Annotated in this window: 23 protein-coding genes; 2 read left to right on the top strand and 21 right to left on the bottom strand. The window is 64.3% G+C overall.

Features of this window, described 5'->3' with window-relative positions; all coding sequences use genetic code 11:
* Positions 1 to 57: 57 nt before the first annotated feature.
* The 8 genes from AC51GR_RS03545 to AC51GR_RS03510 all read right to left on the bottom strand — a co-directional run bounded on the left by AC51GR_RS03545 (position 58) and on the right by AC51GR_RS03510 (position 7,735).
* Complete coding sequence (locus AC51GR_RS03545; RefSeq protein WP_496323244.1) at positions 58 to 636, bottom strand: ClpP family protease; 579 nt, start codon at positions 634 to 636, stop codon at positions 58 to 60.
* Positions 633 to 1,250 (bottom strand): ClpP family protease, encoded by a 618-nt coding sequence (locus AC51GR_RS03540; protein ID WP_496323243.1) that lies wholly within the window; start codon positions 1,248 to 1,250, stop codon positions 633 to 635. The genes AC51GR_RS03545 and AC51GR_RS03540 overlap by 4 nt, the downstream gene beginning before the upstream one ends.
* 160 nt (positions 1,251 to 1,410) lie before the next feature.
* Positions 1,411 to 2,748, bottom strand: coding sequence for a cytochrome P450 (locus tag AC51GR_RS03535; RefSeq protein ID WP_496323242.1), 1,338 nt, complete (start codon positions 2,746 to 2,748; stop codon positions 1,411 to 1,413).
* Between the two features lie 160 nt (positions 2,749 to 2,908).
* Complete coding sequence (gene tuf, locus AC51GR_RS03530) at positions 2,909 to 4,099, bottom strand: elongation factor Tu (protein WP_496323241.1); 1,191 nt, start codon at positions 4,097 to 4,099, stop codon at positions 2,909 to 2,911.
* A gap of 156 nt (positions 4,100 to 4,255) precedes the next feature.
* Positions 4,256 to 6,361 (bottom strand): elongation factor G, encoded by a 2,106-nt coding sequence (gene fusA / locus AC51GR_RS03525; protein WP_496323240.1) that lies wholly within the window; start codon positions 6,359 to 6,361, stop codon positions 4,256 to 4,258.
* Between the two features lie 47 nt (positions 6,362 to 6,408).
* Positions 6,409 to 6,879: a 30S ribosomal protein S7 gene (gene rpsG, locus AC51GR_RS03520; protein WP_020109663.1), complete on the bottom strand. Its 471-nt coding sequence runs from the start codon at positions 6,877 to 6,879 to the stop codon at positions 6,409 to 6,411.
* Positions 6,879 to 7,253, bottom strand: coding sequence for a 30S ribosomal protein S12 (rpsL, locus tag AC51GR_RS03515; RefSeq protein WP_023956148.1), 375 nt, complete (start codon positions 7,251 to 7,253; stop codon positions 6,879 to 6,881). The genes rpsG and rpsL overlap by 1 nt, the downstream gene beginning before the upstream one ends.
* A 320-nt stretch (positions 7,254 to 7,573) precedes the next feature.
* Positions 7,574 to 7,735 carry a hypothetical protein gene (locus tag AC51GR_RS03510; protein ID WP_496323239.1) on the bottom strand — a complete coding sequence of 54 codons (162 nt, stop codon included), beginning with the start codon at positions 7,733 to 7,735 and terminating at the stop codon, positions 7,574 to 7,576.
* A gap of 64 nt (positions 7,736 to 7,799) precedes the next feature.
* On the opposite strand from AC51GR_RS03510, the gene AC51GR_RS03505 reads away from it, so the two are divergent.
* Positions 7,800 to 9,407 carry an MFS transporter gene (locus AC51GR_RS03505; RefSeq protein WP_496323238.1) on the top strand — a complete coding sequence of 536 codons (1,608 nt, stop codon included), beginning with the start codon at positions 7,800 to 7,802 and terminating at the stop codon, positions 9,405 to 9,407.
* Positions 9,408 to 9,411: 4 nt separating this feature from the next.
* On the opposite strand, the gene AC51GR_RS03500 is transcribed toward AC51GR_RS03505, so the two are convergent.
* Positions 9,412 to 11,130, bottom strand: coding sequence for a SulP family inorganic anion transporter (locus tag AC51GR_RS03500; protein WP_496323237.1), 1,719 nt, complete (start codon positions 11,128 to 11,130; stop codon positions 9,412 to 9,414).
* 106 nt (positions 11,131 to 11,236) lie between these two features.
* Positions 11,237 to 11,947, bottom strand: a complete 711-nt coding sequence (locus AC51GR_RS03495) for a YoaK family protein (protein WP_496323236.1) — start codon at positions 11,945 to 11,947, stop codon at positions 11,237 to 11,239.
* Positions 11,948 to 12,608: 661 nt separating this feature from the next.
* Here AC51GR_RS03495 and AC51GR_RS03490 point away from each other — a divergent pair.
* Entirely contained in the window at positions 12,609 to 14,009 is a 1,401-nt protein-coding gene (locus AC51GR_RS03490; RefSeq protein ID WP_496323235.1) for a GDSL-type esterase/lipase family protein, read from the top strand.
* A 58-nt stretch (positions 14,010 to 14,067) separates the two neighbouring features.
* Here the strand turns inward: AC51GR_RS03490 and AC51GR_RS03485 are convergent, their stop codons facing one another.
* From AC51GR_RS03485 to AC51GR_RS03435, 11 genes are all read right to left on the bottom strand, one after another.
* On the bottom strand, positions 14,068 to 14,877 hold the full coding sequence (locus AC51GR_RS03485) for a crotonase/enoyl-CoA hydratase family protein (protein WP_496323234.1): 810 nt from the start codon (positions 14,875 to 14,877) through the stop codon (positions 14,068 to 14,070).
* Positions 14,878 to 15,073: 196 nt separating this feature from the next.
* Positions 15,074 to 15,397: an ArsR/SmtB family transcription factor gene (locus AC51GR_RS03480; protein WP_496323233.1), complete on the bottom strand. Its 324-nt coding sequence runs from the start codon at positions 15,395 to 15,397 to the stop codon at positions 15,074 to 15,076.
* The gene (locus AC51GR_RS03475) at positions 15,384 to 15,842 is read right to left on the bottom strand and encodes an SRPBCC family protein (protein WP_496323232.1); all 459 of its coding nucleotides are present in this window, start codon (positions 15,840 to 15,842) and stop codon (positions 15,384 to 15,386) included. The genes AC51GR_RS03480 and AC51GR_RS03475 overlap by 14 nt, the downstream gene beginning before the upstream one ends.
* 97 nt (positions 15,843 to 15,939) lie before the next feature.
* On the bottom strand, positions 15,940 to 16,542 hold the full coding sequence (locus AC51GR_RS03470; RefSeq protein ID WP_496323231.1) for a TetR/AcrR family transcriptional regulator: 603 nt from the start codon (positions 16,540 to 16,542) through the stop codon (positions 15,940 to 15,942).
* Positions 16,539 to 17,297 carry an enoyl-CoA hydratase family protein gene (locus tag AC51GR_RS03465; protein ID WP_496323230.1) on the bottom strand — a complete coding sequence of 253 codons (759 nt, stop codon included), beginning with the start codon at positions 17,295 to 17,297 and terminating at the stop codon, positions 16,539 to 16,541. Before AC51GR_RS03465 ends, AC51GR_RS03470 begins: the two co-directional genes overlap by 4 nt.
* A gap of 23 nt (positions 17,298 to 17,320) precedes the next feature.
* Positions 17,321 to 18,478, bottom strand: a complete 1,158-nt coding sequence (locus AC51GR_RS03460; RefSeq protein WP_496323229.1) for an acyl-CoA dehydrogenase family protein — start codon at positions 18,476 to 18,478, stop codon at positions 17,321 to 17,323.
* A 13-nt stretch (positions 18,479 to 18,491) separates the two neighbouring features.
* A complete protein-coding gene (locus tag AC51GR_RS03455; protein ID WP_496323228.1) occupies positions 18,492 to 20,477 on the bottom strand; it encodes an acetyl/propionyl/methylcrotonyl-CoA carboxylase subunit alpha in 1,986 nt (661 codons plus the stop codon).
* Between the two features lie 6 nt (positions 20,478 to 20,483).
* Entirely contained in the window at positions 20,484 to 22,019 is a 1,536-nt protein-coding gene (locus AC51GR_RS03450) for an acyl-CoA carboxylase subunit beta (protein ID WP_496323349.1), read from the bottom strand.
* 32 nt (positions 22,020 to 22,051) lie between these two features.
* A complete protein-coding gene (locus AC51GR_RS03445) occupies positions 22,052 to 23,215 on the bottom strand; it encodes an acyl-CoA dehydrogenase family protein (protein ID WP_496323227.1) in 1,164 nt (387 codons plus the stop codon).
* Complete coding sequence (locus AC51GR_RS03440; protein ID WP_496323226.1) at positions 23,216 to 24,922, bottom strand: acyclic terpene utilization AtuA family protein; 1,707 nt, start codon at positions 24,920 to 24,922, stop codon at positions 23,216 to 23,218. It abuts the gene before it with no gap.
* The gene (locus tag AC51GR_RS03435; RefSeq protein ID WP_496323225.1) at positions 24,919 to 25,692 is read right to left on the bottom strand and encodes a TIGR03084 family metal-binding protein; all 774 of its coding nucleotides are present in this window, start codon (positions 25,690 to 25,692) and stop codon (positions 24,919 to 24,921) included. The genes AC51GR_RS03440 and AC51GR_RS03435 overlap by 4 nt, the downstream gene beginning before the upstream one ends.
* Positions 25,693 to 25,699 lie beyond the last annotated feature (7 nt).

Here is a 25,699-nt window from a genome sequence, read left to right as displayed (position 1 = left end):
ATCTTACAGCGCCGGTACGACAAGTCTCCGACCACGACATCGCAACCGCGTGCCCGATCACAGGATCTGGTCGGCCAGACCGTACGCAACAGCTTGGTCGGCGCGCAGGATGAGATCCCGGTCGGTGTCTCGCCGCAAGGTCTCGAGGTCTTTACCGGTATGCCGAGACAACAACTCCTCCAGTTCACCCCGCACGCGCAACACCTCATCGGCGTGAATGATCAAATCGGGAATCGATCCCTTCCCCTCGATGGCCGGCTGATGCAACACCACTCGTCCATGGCGCAGGATCCCCCGCTGTCCAGCTGTACCTCCGGCCAGCAGAACGGCCGCCGCACCGACTGCCTGACCGACGCACGTGGTCGCGACATCACAACTGATGAACCGCATGGTGTCGTAGACGGCGAGCATCGCCGACGGCGAGCCGCCCGGCGAGTTGATGTACAGGTTGATGGGTTGTCCCGCACTGTCTGACGCCAGGTGCAGCATCTGCGCGATCAGGACGTTGGCAACACCATCGTCGATCTCGGTTCCGAGGTAGACGATCCGTTCGGAGAGCAACCGGCTGTAGACGTCCAGTGAGCGTTCCCCACCTGCGGTCTTCTCGATCACATAGGGCACGGTATAGCTGCTCATCGCTTGCCACCCAACGCAACCGGCCGCGCGAATGCCGGATAGATGTCCTCTACCCCGTCCACCACCCGGTCGACGAAACCGTAGTCGACGGCCTGCGAGGCGGTGTACCACCGGTCGCGGAGAGAGTCGCTCACGATACGTTCGAGCGGCATTCCGGTGTTGGCGGAGATGATCGAAAGCACGGTATCGCGCGTATGTCGCAGGTCGTCGGCCTGCAACTCGACATCGACCGCCGTACCGCCGATACCCGACGATCCCTGATGCATCAGGATCCGCGAGTGGGTGAGCGCATATCTCTTGCCCGGCGTTCCGGCCGACAGCAGGAACTGGCCCGCGCTGGCGGCGATCCCGAGGGCCAGTGTGCTCACGTCATTCGGGATCGCCCGCATGACGTCCATGATCGCGAGCATCGCCGGCACCGAACCGCCCGGCGAATTGATCCAAAAACTGATGTCCTTGTGCGAGTCCTCGGCAGAGAGCAAGAGCAGCTGACTACAGAGCCGATTGCCCAGCGTCTGATCGAGTTGATCGCCGAGTACCACCACGCGTTGATGAAAGAGTCTGGTCACCAGATCGTCGTCGATGGTGCTGTTGCCGTTGTGGGTATTGTCCATGTCGCTCAGCGTGCCGAACCGCACCGGTCCGCGAAAGGCATTGCTGCCCTGAGCAGTTCTGCCGACGGCAGCGCCGGAACTTCGGCGCGCTCGACGGTCGGTTCGGCGCGCTCGACGGTCGGTTCGGCACGCTCGACGGTCGGTTCGGCACGCTCGACGGTCAGCGGCGGCGCAGGGTCACCGGCAGCCCGTCCTTCGGGATCGGCAGCGAGCTGTAGTCCATCGGGATCACGTAGTCGGCGGGCACCGACCATTCGAAGTCACGCAGCAGGTTATGCATGATTGTCTTGATCTCCATCTGGCCGAAGTACAGGCCGATGCACTTGTGTACGCCGCCGCCGAACGGGCTCCACGCCATCCGGTGCACCTTGTCCTCGGCTCGCTCCTTGGTGAACCGTTCCGGATCGAAGGTCCACGGATCCTTCCAGTACTCCGCGTCCACGTGGTTCGCCTGACTGGGCACCGCGACCATCGTGCCCTTCGGGACGAAGTAACCCTGAATCTCGGTGTCCATCACCGCCGTACGCGGGTGAGCAGGTACCGGCGGGCACAGTCGCAGCGATTCCTTCATCACGAGGTCGAGGTCGGTCAGCGCCGCGAGATCGTCGTACGACAAGTCCGGCGTCAGTTCGAGCGACTGCGAACGGGTCCTTTCCTGCCACTGCGGCGCCTTCGCCATCTGATAGCACATCTGGGTCATCGTGATGGTCGACGTGTCATGCGCCGCCATCAGGACGAAGATCATGTGGTTCACCACGTCGTCGTCGGTGAATCGGTGTCCCTCTTCGCTCTCGGCAAAGCACAGCTGGGAGAACAGGTCTGGTGTCTCGACGGCTCGCTTGGCGGGGATGTGCTGGTAGAAGAACTCTTCGAGAATCTTGCGGGATCGCACCCCACGCCACCACCGGGTTCCCGGGACCGGCTTACGGATCACGGCGGTGCCGGCCTGAACCGTTTCCAGAAATGCCTTGTTGATGCGATCGGCTTCGACCTTCGAGAGCTCCATGCCGAGGAACACCTCGAGAGCCACATCGAGAGTGAGCGCCTTGAACTCCTTGAACAGCAGCACATCTCCGGTCGGAAACTCTTCCATCCGCTGCCGGATCATCGGCTGCATGGCATCCATGTAGCCCTTGAGCACCTTTGTGTTGAACGCTTGCTGCAGGATCAGGCGATGATGGCGGTGCTCATCGAAATCGAGGAGCATCACCCCCCGGTTGAAGAACGGGCCGATCAGATACGACCACGCCGGCCCATTGGCGAAGGCCTTCTTCTTGTTCATCAGCAACTCGTCGGCGGCCGCCGGCCCCGAGGCCACGACGATCTTCTGGCCGAATGCGTTGATCCCGGACACCCTGCCGAACTTCGCATGTCGCTCGTCCGCGTGCTTGAAGGGGTCCCGCCGCATCGCGAGCACCTCGAGGGCCCCGTTGCGCTTCGAGAACGGGATCTCCGCGAGGCCGGAACCGACGGGTATCTCCGAGAACTTGGTGGGCATGGGCCGAGCACCTCCATTGAAACGGATTTTGATAATCGTATCTTTGGAAGAAGGTGCTTGTAAACCGCGTAAACAGACAGTTTCCCGCCCAGGACAAACAAAAGCGCCCGACCCCCGCGAGGGGATCGGGCGCTTTCGCGTTCTGGCTGGGTACTACTGCTTACTTGTTGATCTTGGTGACGCGACCGGCACCAACGGTGCGGCCACCTTCACGGATCGCGAAGCGCAGGCCCTCGTCCATGGCGACCGGCTGGATCAGCTTGACGGACATCTCGGTGTTGTCACCGGGCATGACCATCTCGGTGCCCTCGGGCAGGGTCACAACGCCCGTCACGTCAGTCGTACGGAAGTAGAACTGCGGACGGTAGTTGTTGAAGAACGGGGTGTGCCGTCCACCCTCGTCCTTCGACAGGATGTAGGCCTGGCCCTCGAACTCGGTGTGCGGGGTGGTGGTACCCGGCTTGATGATGACCTGGCCGCGCTCGACGTCCTCACGCTTGAGGCCACGCAGCAGCAGTCCGGCGTTGTCGCCGGCCTGTGCCGAGTCGAGCAGCTTGTGGAACATCTCGATACCGGTGACGGTGGTCTTGGTGGTCTTCTCGCGGATGCCGACGATGTCGACTTCCTCGTTCACCTTGACCTCGCCACGCTCCACGCGACCGGTGACAACGGTGCCACGACCGGTGATCGTGAACACGTCCTCCACAGGCATGAGGAACGGCTTCTCGGTTTCGCGAACCGGCTCCGGGATGCTCTCGTCGACAGCGTCCATGAGCTCTTCGACCGTCTTGACCCACTCGGGATCGCCCTCGAGCGCCTTGAGTGCCGAGACCTTGACGACAGGAGCATCCTCATCGAATTCCTGTGCAGCGAGGAGCTCACGCACCTCCATCTCGACCAGCTCGATGATCTCATCATCGTCAACCATGTCGGCCTTGTTCAGCGCGACGAGGATGTAAGGAACACCCACCTGACGGGCGAGCAGCACGTGCTCGCGAGTCTGCGGCATCGGGCCGTCAGTGGCGGCAACCACGAGGATTGCACCGTCCATCTGAGCAGCACCGGTGATCATGTTCTTGATGTAGTCAGCGTGACCAGGGGCATCAACGTGCGCGTAGTGGCGCTTCTCGGTCTGGTACTCCACATGCGAGATGTTGATCGTGATACCACGAGCCTTCTCTTCGGGAGCCTTGTCGATCTGATCGAACGCGAAGCTCTCGTTGAGGGTCGGGTACTTGTCGTGCAGCACCTTCGTGATGGCCGCCGTCAACGTGGTCTTACCGTGGTCGACGTGACCGATGGTGCCGATGTTCACGTGCGGCTTGGTCCGCTCGAACTTCGCCTTCGCCACTTGATTGTCCTCCTGGACTTCTCGAGCGACCGGGACAATCCCGGTCACTGTGTGTTTAGTTCTTGGTCGGGGAAGGGTTTTTCGAAACCCTTCCCCGCACAAGCGATCTCTTAATTTGTTGTGCGCCGGTGGCGCTATCGCCGAGGCGACGGGTGATTATTCGCCCGTTGCCTTGGCAATGATCTCCTTCGACACGTTCGCCGGAACTTCAGCGTACGAGTCGAACACCATGGAGTAGTTTGCCCGGCCCTGGGTCCGCGACCGGAGGTCGCCGATGTAGCCGAACATCTCCGACAGCGGAACCAGTGCCTTGACGACACGGGCGCCACTGCGCTCTTCCATGGCCTGGATTTGACCACGGCGTGAGTTGAGGTCGCCGATCACGTCGCCCATGTAATCCTCTGGCGTGGTGACCTCTACGGCCATCAACGGTTCCAGGATTACCGGGCCCGCCATCCGGGCTGCTTCTTTCATTGCAGCCGAACCGGCGATCTTGAACGCCATCTCCGACGAGTCGACGTCATGGTAGGCGCCGTCAAGCAGAGTGAACTTCAGGTTGACCAGCGGATAGCCGGCGAGCACGCCGTACTGCATCGCGTCCTGCGCACCGGCATCCACGGATGGGATGTACTCGCGAGGAACGCGACCACCGGTCACCGCATTGACGAACTCGTAGGTGGCGCCGTCTTCGGCGTCGACCAACGGCTCGAGCTTGACGATGACCTTGGCGAACTGGCCGCTACCACCCGTTTGCTTCTTGTGGGTGTAGTCGTGCTTCTCGACCGTCTTGCGAATGGTCTCGCGGTAGGCAACCTGCGGCTTGCCGACGTTGGCCTCGACCTTGAACTCACGCTTCATGCGATCGACAAGGATGTCGAGGTGGAGCTCGCCCATGCCGCCGATGACGGTCTGGCCGGTCTCCTCGTCGAGCTTGACCGAGAAGGTCGGATCCTCTTCGGCCAGTTTCTGGATGGCGACACCCAGTTTTTCCTGGTCCGACTTGGTCTTCGGCTCGATAGAGACGTTGATGACCGGATCCGGGAAGCTCATCGATTCCAGGACGATCGGTGCGCTCGGGTCACACAGGGTGTCACCGGTGGTGGTGTCCTTGAGGCCGATCATCGCGTAGATGTGGCCCGCCGTGGCATCCTCAACCGGCATTTCCTTGTTGGCGTGCATCTGGAACAGCTTGCCGATGCGCTCTTTTTTGCCCTTGGTGGCATTGAGCACGCCGGTGCCGGCCGTGATGTGGCCCGAGTAGACCCGTACGAACGTCAGCTTGCCGAAGAACGGGTGCGAAGCGATCTTGAACGCCAGCGCCGCGAACGGCTCTTCGGACGACGGCTTGCGCGAGAGGATCTCTTCTTCGTTTCCGAGCGCGTGACCCTCGACAGAGGGAACGTCGAGCGGGTTCGGCAGGTAGTCGATGACCGCGTCGAGCATGGGCTGAACGCCCTTGTTCTTGAACGCAGAGCCACACAGCACCGGGTAGAGAACCCGGTTGACGGTCAGCTTGCGAATCGCAGCCTTGATCTCCGGGATGGTGACCTCTTCGCCGCCGAAGTACTTCTCCAGAAGCACCTCGTCGGTTTCGACGATGGTCTCCATCATCTTCTCGCGGTATTCCTTCGCCTTCTCGACCAGATCCGCGGGGATCTCCTCGATGGTCGGCTCGGCACCGGTCGGGACGACGCCCCGCCAGGTGATGGCCTTCATCTCGATGAGGTCGACAACGCCGTCGAAGTCGTCTTCGGCGCCGATGGGCAGCTGGAGAACCAGCGGCTTGGCACCGAGACGCTCTTCGATGGTGCGAACCGTGAAGTAGAAGTCGGCGCCCAGCTTGTCCATCTTGTTGACAAAGCAGATACGCGGGACTTCGTACTTCTCGGCCTGCCGCCAGACCTGCTCGGACTGCGGCTCCACACCCTCTTTACCGTCGAAAACAGCAACCGCGCCATCGAGCACGCGCAGGCTTCGCTCCACCTCGACGGTGAAGTCGACGTGCCCGGGGGTGTCGATGATGTTGATCTGGTTCTTGTTCCAGAAACAGGTCACCGCAGCGGAGGTGATGGTGATACCCCGCTCCTTCTCCTGCTCCATCCAGTCGGTCGTCGAGGCGCCGTCGTGGGTCTCGCCGATCTTGTAGTTGACGCCGGTGTAGAAGAGGATTCGCTCGGTGGTTGTGGTCTTGCCGGCATCGATGTGAGCCATGATGCCGATGTTGCGAACCTTGGAGAGGTCGCTGAGCACTTCCTGTGCCACTTAATTCCTCACTCTGAATTGAAAGTTGTTGCAGCTGTTGCTGTGTGTCACCAGCGGTAGTGCGCGAACGCCCGGTTGGCCTCGGCCATCTTGTGGGTGTCCTCGCGACGCTTGACTGCAGCGCCCAGACCGTTGCTCGCGTCGAGCAGCTCGTTGGCGAGACGCTCGACCATGGTCTTCTCGCGACGCTGCCGGCTGAATGTGACCAACCAACGCAGGGCGAGGGTGTTCGCACGACCGGGCTTGACCTCGATGGGCACCTGGTAGGTGGCGCCACCGACGCGACGGCTCTTGACCTCGAGGGCGGGGCGGACGTTGTCCAGCGCACGCTTGAGGGTCACGACGGGATCGGTGCCGGTCTTCTCGCGAGCCTGCTCGAGAGCCTGGTACACGATGCGCTCGGCGGTCGACTTCTTGCCGTCCAGCAGGATCTTGTTGACCAGCTGGGTGACCAGCGGGCTGCCGTAGACGGGGTCATTGATGAGGGGGCGCTTGGGCGCGGGTCCTTTACGTGGCATCAGCCCTTCTCCTTCTTCGCGCCGTACTTGCTGCGGCCTTGCTTACGGGCCTTGACACCCTGGGTGTCGAGCGAGCCACGAATGACCTTGTAGCGCACACCCGGGAGGTCCTTCACACGACCACCGCGAACGAGCACCATCGAGTGCTCCTGCAGGTTGTGGCCTTCACCGGGGATGTATGCGGTCACCTCAACCGAACTGGTGAGGCGGACACGGGCGACCTTACGAAGCGCCGAGTTCGGCTTCTTCGGAGTCGTGGTGTAGACGCGAGTGCACACGCCGCGTCGCTGCGGGCTGCCCTTCAGCGCTGCCGTTTTCTGCTTGGCAGGCTTGTCGTGACGGCCCTTGCGGACCAGCTGGTTGATAGTTGGCACTGAGAGTTCTTCCTTTTGTCGGCGTTCTTCTAACATTTACTGCGGTTTCTGCTCCGGGCAAGCTTCCGATGAAACATCGGAACCTCCGCAGTACGCCCCACCAGGACCCAAAAGCCCTGGTCAGGTGAGCCCTCCCCTACCCCATAGTCGGGCGTGTCGAAATTGCCCGGCGTGATAGGTGAAGGCACGCAGATGAGACCCGGCCATTTGGATTAATGCGGAGGCCGAGCACCAGCGGTCAACTCTACCGACTTGGTTACCCCAGGTCAAAATCGTCCGCCACCTGCGCAGACCAGAGCAATTCTGCAGGTCGCCGCCGGTCAGGTGGCGACCTCGACGGCCGACCGCACAGCGCGGGGATCCAGCGTGGTCAACCACCCTTTGCGGCGATCTGTTCCGCCGCTTTCGGCGCGTTCTCGGCCGGCGAACACCCGAGCTGCCACATTTGCCCGACCGAGCCTGAACAAAGGGTTTACGGTCATCTTGGCAGGCGATGCCGCCGGCCGAGAATTGAACAACTGTCGGAACTCGGGTTGGGATGCGGAGATGACAGAGATACCCGGTTCCGACAGTTCCGGCCGTTCCGGCCAGGCGGCGGCGGGCGGCAAGCGGCTGCTACCTCTCCTGTTGTCCATGGCGATGTTCGTCCTGGTGGTCGACACCTCCCTGATGAACGTCTCCATCTCGTCGGTCGTCCGCGATCTGGACACGACGGTCAGCGGTGTCCAATCGGCGATCGCCCTCGAGGCACTCGTCTCGGCGGCCTTCATCCTGATCGGCAGCAAGGTCGGAGACCTCATCGGGCGCAAACGGGCCTACGTGCTCGGTTTGCTCGGATATGCGGTGGGAGCCGCGGCGATGGCGGTGGCCCAGAACCTGATGACCATCGTGATCTTCTGGGCGATCCTCGGTGGCATCGGCGCGTCGCTGCTCCTGCCCGCGATGCAGTCACTGATCCACGGCAACTTCGAAGGCGACGCACAGAAGAAGGTCTATGCCCTCGTCGGCGCGGCCGCTGCGATCGCCGCTGCGGTCGGTCCCCTCCTCGGTGGCTTCATCACGACCTACCTGTCCTGGCGTCTGGCGTTTGTCCTCGAAGTCGTGATCATCATCGTCGTCCTGTCGGGCATCAAGCTCGTCGCCGATGTGCCGTACACCGGCCCCCGGGGCGTCGACCTGGTCGGCGCGGCCCTCTCGGTTCTGGGCATGGGCGGCATCGTGCTGGGCATCCTCGTCTGGCAAGAAGGCGGCGAGGCCGTCGGCGCGCTACTGGCGACCGGGGCGGTGGCCCTGGGCAGCCTGATGTACTGGCTCGTCCGACGTAAGCGGCGCGGCGAACCGACCCTGCTCGATCCGGAACTGTTCAAGTCCAAGCTGTTCCGGCTCGGCATCACCGGACAGATGCTCCAGCAGATCGCGCTCGGCGGCACCATGATCGCGCTGCCCATCTACCTGCAGATGGTGCTCGAATACAACGCGATGCAGGCCGGCCTGTCGCTGGCACCGCTGTCGCTGAGCATGTTCGCGGTGGCACTGATCGCCGGCCGGACGTTGACGCACCGGCGCCCGAGCATCATCGTCTGCTGGGGGTTCGGTCTGCTCACGGCGGGGATCGCGGTCCTGGTCCCGATCGTGCCCCGCGCCGAGTTCGGGTGGGCGTTGATCATTCCGCTCATCGTCGCCGGTTCGGGCCTGGGTTTGCTCGTCTCGCAACTCAACAACTACACACTCGGTCCCATCTCGGATGAACGGGTCAGCGAGGCCGCAGGCACCAATTCGGCCGCCGGATCCTTCGGTCTGTCGTTCGGGCTGGCGTTCGCCGGTGCGATCATGTTGGCCACGTTGTCGTTCACGTTCACCTCGATGTCGGAGTCGAGCTCGGTGCTCCCCGACGCCGAGCAGGCCCAGGTGGCGCAGGTACTCGAGGACGACGCCGAGGTGATGAGCAACACCGCACTCGACGACCTGCTCGTGGACCAGCCTCCGGCGATCAAGGACGAGGTCATCCGTATCAACACCGACGCGCGGCCCATCGCACTTCAGATAGCCCTGCTCATCCCGATCGTGGCCGGGTTGCTCGGGCTCCTCAACGCGTTGCGGATGATCCGGCTACCCGATCCCCCGCCACCGACCTCCGACGCCGCTTTGGGCTGAGCGGTCAGGACTCGGAACCACTGAGCCGGTTGCCGCGGTCGTGGAATGCGGCCACAGCCGCCTCGATGGTCGGATGGAAGTGTCCCGCGCCGAACCTGTCCCCGACACCGAACCGGATGAGCCGGTCTTTGATGGGTCCCTTCATCTCCGCGAAGGCCAGATGGATGCCCTTGCCTTCGAGATACGTATCGAGGTCCACCAGTTCGTCGACGGCGGTGGTGTCCAGACCGGTGAGCGCCTCGGCGGCGACGACGACCCATTCCACCGGGGTCTTCGATTCCGCCACCACCGACCGCACGAAGTTGTCGAAGATGTCACCGTTCGCGAAGAACAGCGGAGCGTCGAAGCGCACCAGCACCAGCCCCGGGATGCGCTCCCCTTCGGGATGACGTTCGATGTCGTGGAAGCCGGGTTCATCCGGCGTGCGGACGAGTTCGGTGCGGTAGGGCTGCCACGACCGGGCGACCACTGCGATGAACGACAGCGCGATTGCCACCAGGACACCCTGTAGGACACCGACCAGTGCGACGCCGAGGAAGGCCGCCGCGGCGAGACCGAACTCGGTCCGGCTCATCTGCCACATCCGGATCATGCCGCGGACGTCGACCAGTGCCATCGCGGCCACGATCACCACCGCACCCAACGTTGCGTCGGGAAGGTATTCGGTGACACCGGGAGCGACCAGGACGAACACCAGGACCGCGAGCGCACCGACCACGCCGGCCAGCTGGGTCTTGGCACCACTCTGCTCGGCCACCGGGGTACGGGATCCGCTTGCGGAGATGGGAAACCCGCTGAACATTCCACCCGCGATGTTGGCGACGCCGATGGCCTTCATCTCGGTGCTGCCATTGACGTCCTCGCCGTGGCGGGCCGCGAAGGTGCGGGAGAGGACACCGGTGTCGGCGAACGCGATCAGCGCGATGCCGGCGGCGGGTCCGATGAGTTCTGCCACGTCCCCCCAGTCGACGCCACCGAACGACGGCAGCGGCATCCCTTCCGGCAGTGCCCCGACCATCCCGATGTCGTCTGTCAGACCCAGTGCCGCCGAGACGGCCATCGCAGCGATGACCGCGACGAGTACGCCGGGAACACGTGGGATCCAGATGCGGAACGCGATGATGATGGCCAGCGACGCGAGACCGATTGCGGCGGCGCGGACATCGATGTCGCCGTTCGCGATGGCCTTGACGGTCTCCCGGACCTCACCGATCAAACTGTCCGCGTCGACGGAGAACCCGAGCAGCTTGGGCAACTGGCCGACCACCACGATCAGGGCGATCGCATTGAGGTAACCGAGTCGGATGGGCTTGGACAACAGGTCGGTGACGAAGCCCAGACGCAGGAATCCACCGAGGAGCAGGATGAGTCCGACCAGGACCCCCAGGACACCGGCCAGTGCGAGCGCGTCCTCCGGGTCGTCGGTCACCGCCAACGGCAGGACGGCCGCCGCGATCAGCGGTGCCAGCGACGAATCGGGGCCGAGGACAAGGATTTTCGATGGTCCCACCACCGCGTAGGCCAGCAACGGGACAATGGTGGCGTACAGGCCCGCGTAGGCCGGCAACCCGGCCGCCTCGGCATATCCCATCCCCGCCGGGATGAGCAGTGCCGTCAGAACCAGACCGGCGGTGATGTCCGGCCGTAGCCATTCCTTGCGGTAGGACCGCGCTGTCGCAACTCCCGGCAACTTCGCCAAGCCATCTGTCACAACATTTCCCACGGGTTTCTCCCCAACGTCCGACTTCTTCAGACCCGGCCAGGTGGGTCCCTCGGACCATTGTCAGCCCGAACCCCCCTCTCGGCGAAGAAACCCCCGATCGGATCCGTCAGTCCCCGTCCTTCTCCTCCACCGCGTGACGGTGGTGTCCGATCGCCGCGACCACAACCGTGACGACCGCCGACGCCAGCACCCCGGCACTGACGTCGATGAACAGCAGGGCCGCCCCCACCAGCGCACCGACGCCGATCGCGAGGACCGCAAGCAGTCGCCGCACCCACAGTTGCTCACGCGCGGCACCCAACCGGGAATCACCGGCCAACCCGGTGATCGTCGAGGTGACCACCACGGTGGTCACATCGGCGACGGCCACGTGTCGGGCCACCGCCGCCTGAAGCCCCATCGGGGTGGCGAGCAGGATCGTCGCCAGTGGCTTCGTCAGTCCGTGGTCGACCGGCACGACCAGCAACATGATGCCGGTGGCGCAGAGCACCGCCGCCACCGCGAACAGTGCGCCGGTGACCCGCGGGGTCCACTTGGCCTTTTCGTGGCGGACGAACCGGCCACCGATGGCGGCGCCGGCCATGAACCCGACCAGGGCGAGGATGGGCCCGAGCACCGGCAACCCGTCGGCCTGTCCGATGCCCATACCCATGATCACGACGTTGCCGGTCATGTTCGCGGTGAACACCTGATCGAGCGCGAGGTAGCCGACAGCATCGGAGATACCCGTCGAAAAGGTCAGCGCGAGCATGCAGAACGTCCGGACGTCCGCGGCGTCGATGCCCCTCAGACGCCCTGCCCCGAAACTCAGTGCCATGGTGCGAAGTCCGCCTTTCTGATCCGACAGTGGACTCCCTTGACATCGTCGACGACCTGACTGACAACGAAATCGGTTGCCGCACTGAGGTAGAGATACGCCACCGACGGTGGAACCTGCGCCACCTCGTGGAGGATCCGAATTGTCTCGCCGATCGCCGGCGATGGTGCCGGCGGATGAAAATCAGGACCACTTGGTCCGACCAATAGACCGTAGAGCCGAGGCAAACGGAGGTCAATTTCGGGATCTGATTGTTCACACCGATGAAACATCAGAACACGGACGAACCATGAAGACCGTTCCGAACAGAACGAATCATCCTGTTCGACAGCCCATTAGACAATGCGAACGAATCCACGACCCGCCATCTCGCCATCTGCAACTCAGCCGAACTCCGCGCCGCTCCGGCGAATCTTCCTGCGCTCCAGCAGGTTCTCCGGCGTCCGGTCACGAACCCGACCCACAAAAATCGATCCTCGCGGCAGACGCCCCCGTCCAAACCCACACACAACCCCGCGCCGCAAAGGATCGCTCGCACGAGATGTGTTGATCCACAACGCACCTCGGCTCGAACAATAGTTAAAGTGTTGGACGAATCACTTCGTGAGGCGAAACACCGTTCATCCGTCATTCCGGGTCCCGGTGACTTATTGTTGTGACCATGACATCTGAATATCGGACACGTCCGGTGAGGAGCACGTTTTGGCTTGCGGCCAAACGCTTCTCCGGAACAGCCCTCGTCGCACTAACCGTCGGTGCCGCTCTCACGGTCGCACCGACCGGCCCGGCGACTGCGGCACCCACGCCGACCAACTGCCCGGCACCGGGCCCCTGGGTTGGTGCATGGGGTGCGCCTGCATCGGATTCAAGCGCCCGCAGCATCCCCACCGACCCCAGCGGTGATTTCGCGATCAAGGTCGAGAACTCGACCGTTCGATCGATCATCACGCCCACCCGGGACGGACAGGTCTTGCGCGTCCGTCTCTCGAACCTGTTCGGGACAGCACCCTTGACGTTCGGTGGGGCGAGCGCGGCGAAGCAAGCCGGCGGCGCAAAGATCGCCACTCCCGTCCCGCTGCTCTTCAACGGTCAGGTCTCGGTGACGGTTCCGGCGGGTGCCGATGTCGTCAGCGATCCCACGGTCCTGCCCTTCGCAGCGGGCGAATCCCTGGCGATCAGCACATACGTGCCGGCACTCGTCGAAGCGCCGACGCGCCATTTCGCGGCCCGTCAGCACTCTTATCAAACGGACCCCGGCGCTGGGGATCAGACCTTTGAGGTCGGCGACGCGCCCTTCGACAACACCACCACGTCACGGCTTTTCGTGACCGGGATGGACGTGCTCACGCCCGGGGTCGGGGCAGTTGTGGCGTTCGGCGACTCTCTCACCGACGGCTACCGGGGAACGGTGATGCCGCCCCATAACCCAGAATCACCGGTTGGCCTCGACGAACTCGTCCGGTGGCCCGACTTCCTCGCCGCCCGCATCAATGGCGAAGGTCTCCCGTTGACCGTTGTGAACGCGGGAATCACCGGCAACATGGTCACCATGGACGGGACCTCCAACCCGGCTGCCGGACCCTCAGCACTCAGTCGGCTCAACCGAGACGTGCTGTCGGTACCGAACGTGAGCACGGTTGTGCTGTTCGAAGGCATCAACGATCTGGGCCACGGTGCGACGTTCGAATCATTGACCCAGGGCTACCAGAGCATCATCGCTTCGCTGCACAAACGTGGTATCCGGGTCGTGCAAGGCACCATCACGCCGGCCGGGGCGAACGCAAGCTACGGCGTCACCGCCGATCCCACATTGAATCCCCTACGGATCCAGGTCAACGAGTGGATCCGCAAGAGCAGCCCGGCCGACAGCATCGTCGACTTCGACAAGGCCATCGCCGATCCTGCCAATCCCTCATATATCCGGGCTGATCTCGACGGCGGCGATGGCTTGCACCTGACTCCCGCCGGCTATCAACTCCTCGCGAACACGGTTTCCCTCGAACAGATCAAGAATCCGTGCTCCGCGCCGTCCGGGTCTTCTTCCTGGGGATCGGCCGCGTAGCCGCGGTTTCGACCAACAAGATGAGTGAACTCTGTCCCGCCGGCCGGCGGGACAGAGTTCATTTTTTGTTACGGGCCAGGGCTTCTTGGCGTTCGCGGACCACGGCGATCTGCTCCGGCGATCCGATCAGCTCCCGGATCGCGACCTGCTCGGCATCGAAGCCGGCGGCCAGATCGGTGCGGCCGGCCAGGTCCAGCAGCGCCTTTGCATGCACCAGCGCGTTGCGGGAGTTTCCGGCGATCTCGGTGGCCAACGCGGTCGCCGCGACCACCGGATTCAGGTTCAACCGAGTGGCCACACCCAGTGTCACAGCTTCGGTTCCGGTGATTTGACGGCCGGTGAACACAAGTTCTTTGGCCACGTCGCGTCCGACGAGTTCCGGAAGAAGTTGAGTGCCGGTCATATCCGGGATGAGGCCCCAGACGATCTCCATCACCGACAGCTTGGCGTCCGGCCCGACGATCCGGATGTCGGCGCCGAGCGCCAACTGCAATCCCCCACCGAATGCCACCCCGTGCACGGCTGCGATCACCGGCACCGGCACCAGTGACCAGACATGGACGGCCTGCTGAGCCAGCGCAGCCGCAGCGCCGAGTCGTGGGCGCTCGACCACCACCGCTTCGGCACCTGAGGCCATCCGTTCGAACTCCGCCATGTCCAGGCCCGCACAGAACGCGCGTCCCTCACCAGCCAGGACCACCGCCGAGATATCGGTCCGGGCGATCAGATCCTGGCCCACCGCCACCAGTTGCTCGAACATCTCACCGTTGAGGGCGTTCATCTTTTCCGGTCGATTGAGGCGCACCTGCGCGACCCCGTCGTTCACTTCGCACGTCACCACAGCTTGCGTGTTCGGGGTTTGCATCATGAATCGTTCCTACCAGACCCCCCGCTCCACGCCCCGACGTGGCGGCACCCGCCTCGACCGAGCGTGCCGATATCGCCGTCGACCGTGCCCATCCGACCGTCGACCGTGCCGATGTTGCACATGGGTGCCGTCGTGACGCGGACCGGACACCAAGTCATGGACAACGTCGGCACGGTCGACGGTGATATCGGCACGGTCAAGGGTTTTCGGCGCGCTCCTTGATATCGGCCAGTCGGCGATCCCAACCCGATGCGATGCTCGCCAATTCCCGGCTGACCATACTCAACCGGGCACCGACAGCGGTGAACTGCACCTCGCGACCGACCTTCTCCGACGAGACGAGGCCGGTTTCTTCCAAAGTCGCAAGGTGTTTGGCGATGGCTTGCCGCGACACCGGGAACTCGGCGGCCAGCGCCGATGCCGACGCGGATGACTTGCCCAACCGCACCAACAGATTCCAGCGGGTGTCGTCGGCCAACGCCGCGAACACCACCGGCAGCGCGGGTTCAGCCTTTGGCATCGGCATGCACGCCTTCGACGTGCCGCTTGGCGACACCGAGTTCGATGGTCCACCCCTTGGTGTTCCCATCGAGTTTCTTGCGTCGCGCGGCGGCATCACCGGGCAGCGAGGCGAATCCACTTTCCAGAACCCTCAGAGTCACTGAGCCGGTGGAGTTCTCATCGATCCAGAACTCGACGAGGGTCGAGGCGGTCGCGGTATCGTCAACATCCGCCAGCCAGCGGAAGGCCGCATATCTCGGCGGGTCGAGCGTTACGGTCTTGAACGCGAATGCACCGTGCGTCGGGTCATGAATGATGCTGATGTCCCCGGACGTCTCGATCCGATGTTCGGTGATCTGTTCGTTGTTGACGAACCACCCGGGTTCGGAGATCAGTGTCCATACCCGCTCGGCCGGTGCACTGATTTCGATCTGCTTTTCGATGCGATCGAGTTCGACAGTCATGGCTTCCTCTCGGTTGCTTATCTTCCTGCAACCACAGGATTGCATATCGTGGCCCAACGATGCAACCGAAAGGTTGCATGTTCTCGGTCGGCGCAGGTCAGGTCAACGACTCTTGCAGCACCTGGGCCCACGTGCTCACGACTTGTTTGCGTCTTGCCGAGTCGTCGGACAACGTGTCGGCGAGCCCGAGGCCCCGGGCAAAATCGAGCGTTGCCTGCACGAGCCGGTGGATGCGCGGATCGGAACCGTCGACGCCGAGCATCTGCACGGTCATCCGATGTGCCGCGACACCGAACCTGCCCTCCAGCGGGAGTATCAGCTCTTTGAGCGCCTGGTCGGACGCCGCCGCACACCACACCTGAAGTGCCGCCTTGAACTCGATACCGGTGTAGAACTCGACCGCGGTCGACACCGCGACCTCGATCCGCCCCTCCCCTTGCGGCAGCCGATTGGTCTCCTCGACGGCCCGCAGGGTGAGGAGCTCGAAGGCATGCTCGAGCGCCGCGGTGATCAGGTCTTCCCTGGTCGGAAAATGATGCTGGGCCGCACCACGCGATACCCCGGCACGGGTGGCGACGACGCCCACACTGCACGCCGCCCACCCGTCCGTCGCCAGCACATCGATGGTGGCGTCGAGAAGACGCTGACGCGTCGCCCGGCTTCGATCCTGTTGCGGTGACCGCGTGGTGCCCCGGGTCATTGATCGACCAGCCACGGCGGGAGTTGCTTGTTCAGGAATGCCGCCATGCCGGCCCTGGCCTCATCCGAGCCGAACAGTGCCGCCGACTCCGCGGCCAGGCGTCCGGCATCCGCATCGAATCCGGCCAGGATCGCGGCGGTGGTCAGCTTCTTACTGGCCGCGAGCCCCTGTGGGGATCCCTTGCGCAGATCACCACACCACCGCGACACGACATGGTCGACTGCTGCCGCATCAGCGGCGGCAACGGTGATCAAGCCGATCTCCTGTGCAACAGTCGCGTCGAACTTCTCACCGGTGAGGAAGTACCGTCCGGCGGCGCGAGACGTCAGTCGAGGCAGGACCGCGAGCGAGATCATCGATGGGGCGACGCCGATTCGGGCCTCGGTCAGCGCGAATGTACTGGCCGGACCGGCCACAACCAGATCGCACGAACCGACGAGTCCGAATCCACCCGCGCGCACGTGACCGTCGATCCGCCCGATCACGGGCTTCGGCAATTCCAGGATCGCTCGCATCAGATCGATCATGACCTCAGGACGCGACTGCCCGGCCTCACCGAGATCGGCTCCGGCGCAGAATGTTCCACCGGTATGCGTCAACACCACCGCCCGCACCTGCGGATCGTCGGCGGCACCGCGCAACCGGGCGAGGAGCTGGTCCACCAGCGCCATCGAGATCGCGTTGCGATTGGCAGGCGAGTCCAGTGTGACGGTGGCGATCCCACCATCAACCCGATATCGGACAACCTCGTTCATCTGCTCATCCTGTCAGTGCGTCCTCAGTACGACTTCGGAAGGCCCAAGCTGTTCTGCGCCACGAAGTTCAGGATCATCTCCCGGCTCACCGGCGCGACCCGCGCGATACGACAGAGATTGAGCAGCGGCGCCAACCCGTATTCGGTGGCCAATCCATTGCCGCCCAACGAGTGTACGGCCTGATCAACGATCTTCACACAGGCCTCGGCGGCCGCGTACTTGGCCATGTTGGCCGGCTCGGCGGCACCCCAGTCATCGCCGGCGTCATAGAGTGACGCGGCCTTCTGCATCATCAACTTGGCGAGTTCCATCTCGATCTTGCCGACTGCCAAGGGGTGGGCGATGGCCTGGTGTGCACCGATCGGCGTCTTCCAGACAGTGCGCTCGTTGACGTACTCCACCGCCCGCCCCAGTGCGTACCGGCCCATCCCGACCGCCGAGGCCGCAGCCATGATGCGTTCGGGATTGAGTCCGGCGAACAACTGGCTCAGCGCCGCATCCTCGGATCCGACCAGTGCGTCGGCAGGCAGGCGAACATCGTCGAGGAACAGCAGGAACTGCTTCTCCGGATTGACCAGGTCCATCTCGATGGCGTTGAACTCGAAGTTCGGTGCATCGGTGGGAACGATGAACAGGGCCGGCTTGAGCCGCCCGGTCTTCGCGTCCTCGGTGCGGGCCACGATGAGCACGGCCTGCGCCTGATCAACACCCGAGACGTAGATCTTCCGACCCGACAGCAACCAGTCGCCGCCGTCGCGTCGGGCAGTGGTGGTGATGTTGTGGGAGTTCGACCCGGCATCGGGTTCGGTGATACCGAACGCCATCGTGATGGTTCCATCGGCCAGGCCGGGAAGCCACGTCTGCTTCTGCTCTTCGGTACCGAAGCGAGCGATCACGTTGCCGCAGATGGCCGGGGAGACGACGAGCATCAACGTACCGCTGCCGATGGCGGCCATCTCCTCCATCACTATCGCCAGTTCGTACATCCCGGCACCGCCGCCGCCGTACGCCTCTGGGAGGTTGACCCCGATGAAGCCCAGCTTGCCCGCCTCCGCCCACAGTTCCGTCGTCTTGCGGCCGCTGCGGGCGCAATCCAGGAAGTACTCGTGGCCGAACCGGCCACCGAGTCCCGCCACCGAACTGCGCAGCGCCTTCTGTTCATCCGTCTCGACAAAACTCACAATGCCTTCTCCCTCAATTGCTTTCGGTCAGCTCTTGCGCGGTGATGACGGCGAGGATCTCCCCCACCGACACCTGTTGTCCCGGCGCTACGGGTAACGCTTCCACGACGCCGTCTGCGGAGGCGGCGATCGTGTGTTCCATCTTCATCGCTTCGAGCCACATCAGCGGCTCGCCGCGGGTGACCTGCTGGCCCAACGCCACCGCGACCCGGATCACCGAACCAGGCATCGGAGCCAGGAGCGAACCCGGCGTATCGACCTCGGCGGGGTCGATGAACCGGGGCCGGCGGATCAGTGCCACCGACCCACCTGCGAAGTCCACCCACACGCTCTCGCCGTATCGGTTGACTGCGTATGTCCGGTCCACTCCGGCGACGGTGAGAATGACTGCATCCGTGGCGATCCCGGTCACGGTCACGTCCGGGTCATCGGGCAGGACCACACCGTCCCGGGCGTGCCGATAGCGAACCGCGATCTCATCCTCGCCGTGGACGTAGGTCTTGGATTGCGGCCCCGACGCCAGGTTGCGCCAGCCCGACGGCAATGGCAGACCGGCCTGTCGACGATTGCCCTCCGCGTCCGCCAGTGCCACCGCGACGGCGGCCAGTCGTACGTGATCCGCCCCCGCCAGTGGCGCGGCCAACACGCCGAGCCCGAACTCGTCGATGAACTCGGTGGTGGTGTTGCCTCGGCGGAAATCAGGGTGGCGCAACATGTTCACCAACATGTCCCGGTTGGTCCGGGGGCCGTGTAGCCGGGCCGATGTCAGCGCCCGGACCAGGATGTCGATCGCGGCACCTCGGTCAGGTGCCCAGCTGATGACCTTGGCCAGCATCGGGTCGTAGAAGGTCGATACCTCACCCCCATCGGTGATGCCCGAATCAACTCGCACACCCGACTCGGTGAGTCGGGCGAACCCGCTGTCGGCGTCGACCGCGAACCGGTGGAACCGTCCCGACTGCGGCTGGTAATCGACCGCCGGGTCCTCCGCATACAGCCGAACCTCGATGGAATGCCCCTGCGGTGCAGGCGGATGCGCCGGGAGAACTCCACCCCGGGCGATCCGGAGCTGCCAGGCAACAAGATCGAGCTTGGTGGTCTCCTCGGTCACCGGATGTTCCACCTGCAGGCGGGTGTTCATCTCGAGGAAGTAGAACCGGCCGTCGTCGTCGGCCAGAAACTCCACGGTCCCGGCTCCGGTGTAAGCGATGGCGGACGCGGCAGCGCGGGCGGCGTCGAACAGCTTGTCGCGCAGTCCGGCTCCGAGACGTTCCACCAACGGAGACGGAGCCTCCTCGATGACCTTCTGGTGTCGCCGCTGGATCGAGCACTCACGTTCACCGACCGCCCACACGGTGCCGGCGTCGTCACCGAGCACCTGAACCTCGATGTGGTGTCCGCGTTCGATGAAGGGTTCACAGAAGACGGTGCCGTCCCCGAACGCCGACAAGGCTTCTCGGCGCGCACCCTCCACCTGCTCGGGAAGCGAACCGAGGTCGCGGACGATGCGCATGCCTCGGCCGCCACCGCCGGCCGAGGCCTTGATCAGAACCGGGAGCAGATCGGCGGTCACCGCGGCCGGGTCGAGGTTGTCCAAGGTGGGAACGCCGGCTGCCCGCATCATCTCCTTGGCATTGACCTTCGACCCCATCGCAGAAATCGCGGCGGGTTCCGGACCGATCCAGGTCAGGCCCGCGTCGAGCACGGCCTGAGCGAATTCGGCGTTCTCCGAGAGGAAGCCATAGCCCGGATGAACGGCATCGGCGCCGGCAGCACGGGCCGCCGAGATCACCTTCGCTGCATCGAGATAGGTCTCCGAGGAGGTGTTGCCCGGCAATCGGACCGCAACGTCGGCATCACCCACATGAGGCGCTGCGGCGTCGGCATCGGAATACACCGCGACGGTGCCGATGCCCATCCGCCGGCACGTCGCGAATACCCGTCGGGCGATCTCGCCGCGGTTGGCGACCAGCACAGAGGTCACGTTCTTGTCAGTCATCACCCATCACATCCGGAAAACGCCGAAGTTGCTCGTCCCCTGTACGGGTCCGCTGTCGATCGCCGAGAGGCACAGTCCGAGAATCGTTCTGCTGTCCCGCGGATCGATGATCCCGTCGTCGTACAACATCCCCGACAAGAAGGCGGGCATCGATTCCTTCTCGATCTGCGCCTCGATCATGGCCCGCATACCGGCGTCCGCCTCTTCGTCCACGGTGCCGCCACGGGCCTCGGTGGCACTGCGCGCGACCATCGAGATCACACCGGCGAGCTGGGCTGCACCCATCACCGCAGATTTGGCGCTGGGCCAGGTGAACAGGAACCGCGGGTTGTAGGCCCGCCCGCACATGCCGTAGTGCCCGGCCCCGTAGCTGGCGCCGATCAGCATCGAGATATGGGGGACCGTCGAATTGGAGACCGCGTTGATCATCATCGAACCGTGTTTGATGATGCCGCCGCGCTCGTACTCCTGCCCGACCATGTAGCCGGTTGTGTTGTGCAGGAACAACAGCGGCGTGTTCGACCGGTTCGCCAACTGGATGAACTGGGTGGCCTTCTGCGACTCGGCACTGAAGAGCACCCCCTGCGCGTTGGCGAGGATGCCGATCGGATAGCCGTGGATCCGCGCCCACCCCGTACACAGCGACGAACCGTATTCGGGTTTGAACTCGTCGAACAAGCTCTCGTCGACGATCCGCGTGATCACCTCGCGCGGATCGAACGGGATCCGCAGATCACCCGGCACGATGCCCAGCAGGTCCTCCGCCGGATATTTCGGTTCGATGGACGGCGCCACCGGTCCCGGGCCCTGCTTACGCCAGTTCAGCCGGGCGACGATCCGCCGTCCGAGCCGGATCGCATCCTGCTCGTCGGCGGCGTAGTAGTCGGCCAGGCCCGACTGGCGGGCATGCATCTGCGCGCCGCCCAGGGACTCGTCGTCGCTGACCTCACCGGTGGCCATCTTCACCAGCGGCGGACCACCGAGGAACACCTTCGACTGCCCCTCGATCATCACCGTGTGATCGGACATACCGGGCAGGTAGGCGCCACCGGCGGTCGAATTGCCGAATACCAGTGCAATGGTGGGGATCCCGGCCGCAGACAACCGGGTGATGTCGCGGAACATCGCCCCGCCGGGGATGAAGACTTCCTTCTGCGTCGGTAGATCCGCGCCGCCGGACTCCACCAGATTGATCAGCGGCAGCCGGTTCTCGAGCGCAATCTGGTTGGCCCGCAGACCCTTGCGCAGCGTCCACGGATTCGAGGTACCGCCGCGGACGGTCGGATCGTTGGCCACGAGTACACATTCGACGCCCTCGACGACGCCGATGCCGGTGACGATCGATGCGCCCACCGGGAACTCGGATCCATATGCCGCGATCGGCGCGAGCTCGAGAAACGCGCTGTCCTCGTCGATCAGCAGCTCGATCCGTTCCCGGGCCAGCAGTTTGCCGCGTTCACGATGCCGGGCGACCTTCTTCTCGCCACCGCCGGCCAGCGCTTGGGCGAACAACTCCTCGATCTCACCGAGCCTGGCGAGCATCGTCTCGGTGGCGGATCCGGTCCCGGCGGCGCTCACGGGTGGTAGCCCAGCCGCTTGCCCGCCAGACCCGTGAGGATCTCCGTGGTACCGCCACCGATGCCGATGATCCGCATGTCCCGGTACTGACGCTCCACCTCGGTGCCGGTCATGTAGCCGGCGCCACCGAAGAGCTGAACGGCCTTGTCCGCCACCCATTCACCGGCTTCGACGGCGGTGTTCTTGGCGAAACACACCTCGGCGATGAGGTCGGTCTCACCGGCCATCGCGGCGTCGACGATTGCGTGGGTGTAGGTCCGCGCGACGTCGATCTTGCGGGCCATCTCGGTGACCGTCTCCTGCACCGACTGCCGTGCGATGAGCGGCTTGCCGAACGTCTCTCGGTTCCGCACCCATTCGAGCGTCAGATCGAGGCAGCGCTGCGCGCACCCGTAGGCCTGGACGGCCAATCCCACCCGCTCGGTGACGAACGCGCCGGCGATCTGGAAAAAGCCCGAGTTCTCGGCATTGACCAGATTGGCGACCGGAACCCGCGCGTCGACGTACGAGAGTTCGGCGGTATCCGATGCACGCCAACCCATCTTCTCCAGCTTGCGGGTGACGGTGAAACCCGGCGTGCCCTTCTCGACCACCAGAAGCGATACGCCACCGGCGCCCGGTCCACCGGTGCGGACCGCGGTCACCACGAAGTCGGCGCGGACACCGGACGTGATGTACGTCTTGGAGCCGTTGACGACGTAGTGGTCGCCGTCGCGAACTGCCGAGGTCGTCAGGTGCCCGACATCGCTGCCGCCACCGGGCTCGGTGATGGCCAGACTGCCGATCTTCTCACCGGCCAGGGTGGGGGTCACCCACTTCTCGATCTGCTCCGGGTCGTTGGCCGCGATGAGATGCGGCAACGCGATTCCGCAGGTGAACAGAGACGAGAACACGCCACCGGCCACACCCGAACCGTGCAGTACCTCACCACAGATGGTGGCGTCGATCAGGTCGCCGCCGCTGCCGCCGACGGATTCGGGAAAGCCCAGTCCGAGCAACCCCGCGTCGGCGGCCTGCTTGTGCAGATCCAGGGGTAGTTCGCCACTGCGCTCCCACTCATCCTGGAACGGCAGGATGTGGCGCTCGGCGAAGGTCTTCACGGACTCGCGCAACTGCTGGCGTTCCGGGGTGTGCCAGGCCTTGGACTCAAGGGATTTCATCTATTCTCCAAACCGGATCGGGATCGGGACATGACGCGAACGCAGCCACTCTCCGAGCCCTTTTGCTTGCGGATCGAATCGAACATTGTCAGCCACTCCTCGACCGAGAATTCCTTCGATCACGAAGTTCACGGCGAGTAGATTGGGCAGTTCGTGGCGGTGGACCTCGAGGTCGGCCGCCTCGGGAATCAACTGTTTGAACAGTTCGACGGTCAGCGTCGCAGCCAGCCAGTCGAAGTGTTCCGGGTTACGCACCCACACACCCACATTGGCGTTGCCGCCCTTGTCGCCACTGCGGGCGCCCGCGATGTCGCCCAGCGGTGCCACGCGGGTCGGCCCCCACGAACTGACCGGCGCAGCAGGTGCAGCCTGCGCCTCGTCCACGGGTACACCCGCCTCGACAGACCGGCCGGGCTCGATGAGCTCGGTGGACCCGTCGGCGTGATGCACGGTATGTGAAACCTCGCCCACCGGAACGTATCCGGCTTCGAACACCGCGTATGGAGAGGCCGGCCCGGGCGGGGCGGTCATGGTGAATCCGGGATAGCTGGCCAACGCCAACTCGACTGCAGCCGACGAGAACTGACGTCCCGCAACATTCTGGTCGACATCCTTGGCAACACATTGCAGCAGTGCGCTGGCCTGCTGCTCGGAGGGGGCGTTGTCCTGATCGAGCCGGGTCAGCGTCCAGGTGAGGTCGGTGGGGCGGGTGCTCAATGCGGCTTCGAACTGGCTCCGCGCCAGTGCGGCCTTGGCCTCGATGTCGAGGCCGGTCAACACCATCGTCACCTCGTTGCGAAACCCGGCGAGATGGTTGAGCGACACCTTCAGCGTCTCCGGAGGCCTCTCGCCGCGCACACCGCTGACCCGAACCCGGTCCGGCCCGAGTTCGGTGAGGGTGACGGTGTCCAGCCGGGTCGTCACATCGGGCCCGAGGTAACGCGGACCGCCGACTTCGTACAGCAACTGTGCGGTGACTGTACCCACGGTGACCGCACCACCGGTGCCGTCGTGCTTGGTGATGACGGACTCGCCGTCTGCGGAGATCTCGGCGATCGGGAATCCCGGGTGCGCCAGGTCGTCGATCTCGGTGAAGAACGAATAGTTGCCGCCGGTCGCCTGAGTACCACATTCGATGATGTGCCCCGCCGCAACAGCTCCGGCCAGTTGGTCGAGGTCACCAGGACCCCAACCGAAATGGGCGACAGCAGGTCCGACGGTCAGCGACGCATCGGTGACCCGGCCGGTGACAACGATGTCGGCGCCCGATCGCAGTGCTGCGGCGATCCCGAAACCGCCCAGGTAGGCATTGGCCGTCAGGGGCGTGCCGAGTCCGAGTTCGGCGGCACGGGATCCGAGGTCGTCACCGTCGACATAGGCGATCTTCGGTGCCAGGCCGAGTTTCTCGGCCAGCTCACCGATCGCCGCGGCAAGTCCCGCGGGGTTCACCCCTCCGGCGTTGCTGACGATCGTTACGCCGGCGTCCAGCGCGGTACCGAGGTTGACCTCGAGTTGCCGGAGGAAGGTCTTCGCGTACCCGGTGGCGGGATCCTTGAGTCGATCGCGGCCCAGGATGAGCATCGTCAGCTCGGCCAGGTAGTCGCCGGTCAGGCAATCGAGGTTGCCACCGGTGAGCATCTCCTGCATCGCCGAGAAGCGGTCGCCGTAGAAACCCGAGGCATTGCCGACCCGAATGGTGCCGCTCATCGTCCACCTCCGGGAGGTCCGGCAAAACACTGCGCGATCGTGACCCAGTGGCGAGCGTCGTCGCCGGTCGCCACGATGTCGAGCGTGTCCGGACCCCGGCGCTGGGTGATCAGTTGGCAGAAGTCGAGCGCCGACCCGGAGATCCGCTGCGCGGCGTCATCAGGGCCCCATGTCCACGTCGAACCGTCGGGGGCCTGTAGTTCCACCCGGAATTCCTCCGCAGGTGGCGTCTGATTGTTGACCTGATAGGCGAAGTCCCTGGTCCGAACACCCAGATGTGCAATGGATTTCAGTCGTGCCGTCGGCTTGTTGACGACGCCGAGGGCATCGGCGACATCGAGACCGTGCGCCCACACCTCCATCAATCTGGCCGTCGCCATCGAGGCAGCCGACATGGGTGGACCGAACCACGGCAACTTCTGCCCGGTCGGGTACGCGAGCAGCGCGTCGGCCAGCGCACGACGTCGCTGCCGCCAGTCATCGAGCAACTGTGCAGTGGGTTTGCCCGCTTCCTCGCGGGCGGCCACATCGACAAACCCCGTCGGGTCTTCCCAGGCCTTCACCAGCGTGCGGTTGAACGCTTCCGGATCGGTCGCAGCGGAAAGCGCCTGCGCGTCCGTCCACGACAGATGCGCAATCTGCTCCCTGACGGCCCATCCTTCGGCAGGAGTTGGTGTGGCCCAGCGGTTCTCGTCCAGACCGGACACCATTTGGTCGACAACGTCGGTTTCCGCCGACAGGTCGGCCACCAGTTCGGCAACGATGCTCACGCGGCCA

The sequence above is a fragment of the Williamsia sp. z71 genome (assembly GCF_059553375.1).
Note: the sequence above shows the minus strand (reverse complement) of the source record. Positions and strands in the feature narration are given on the sequence as shown.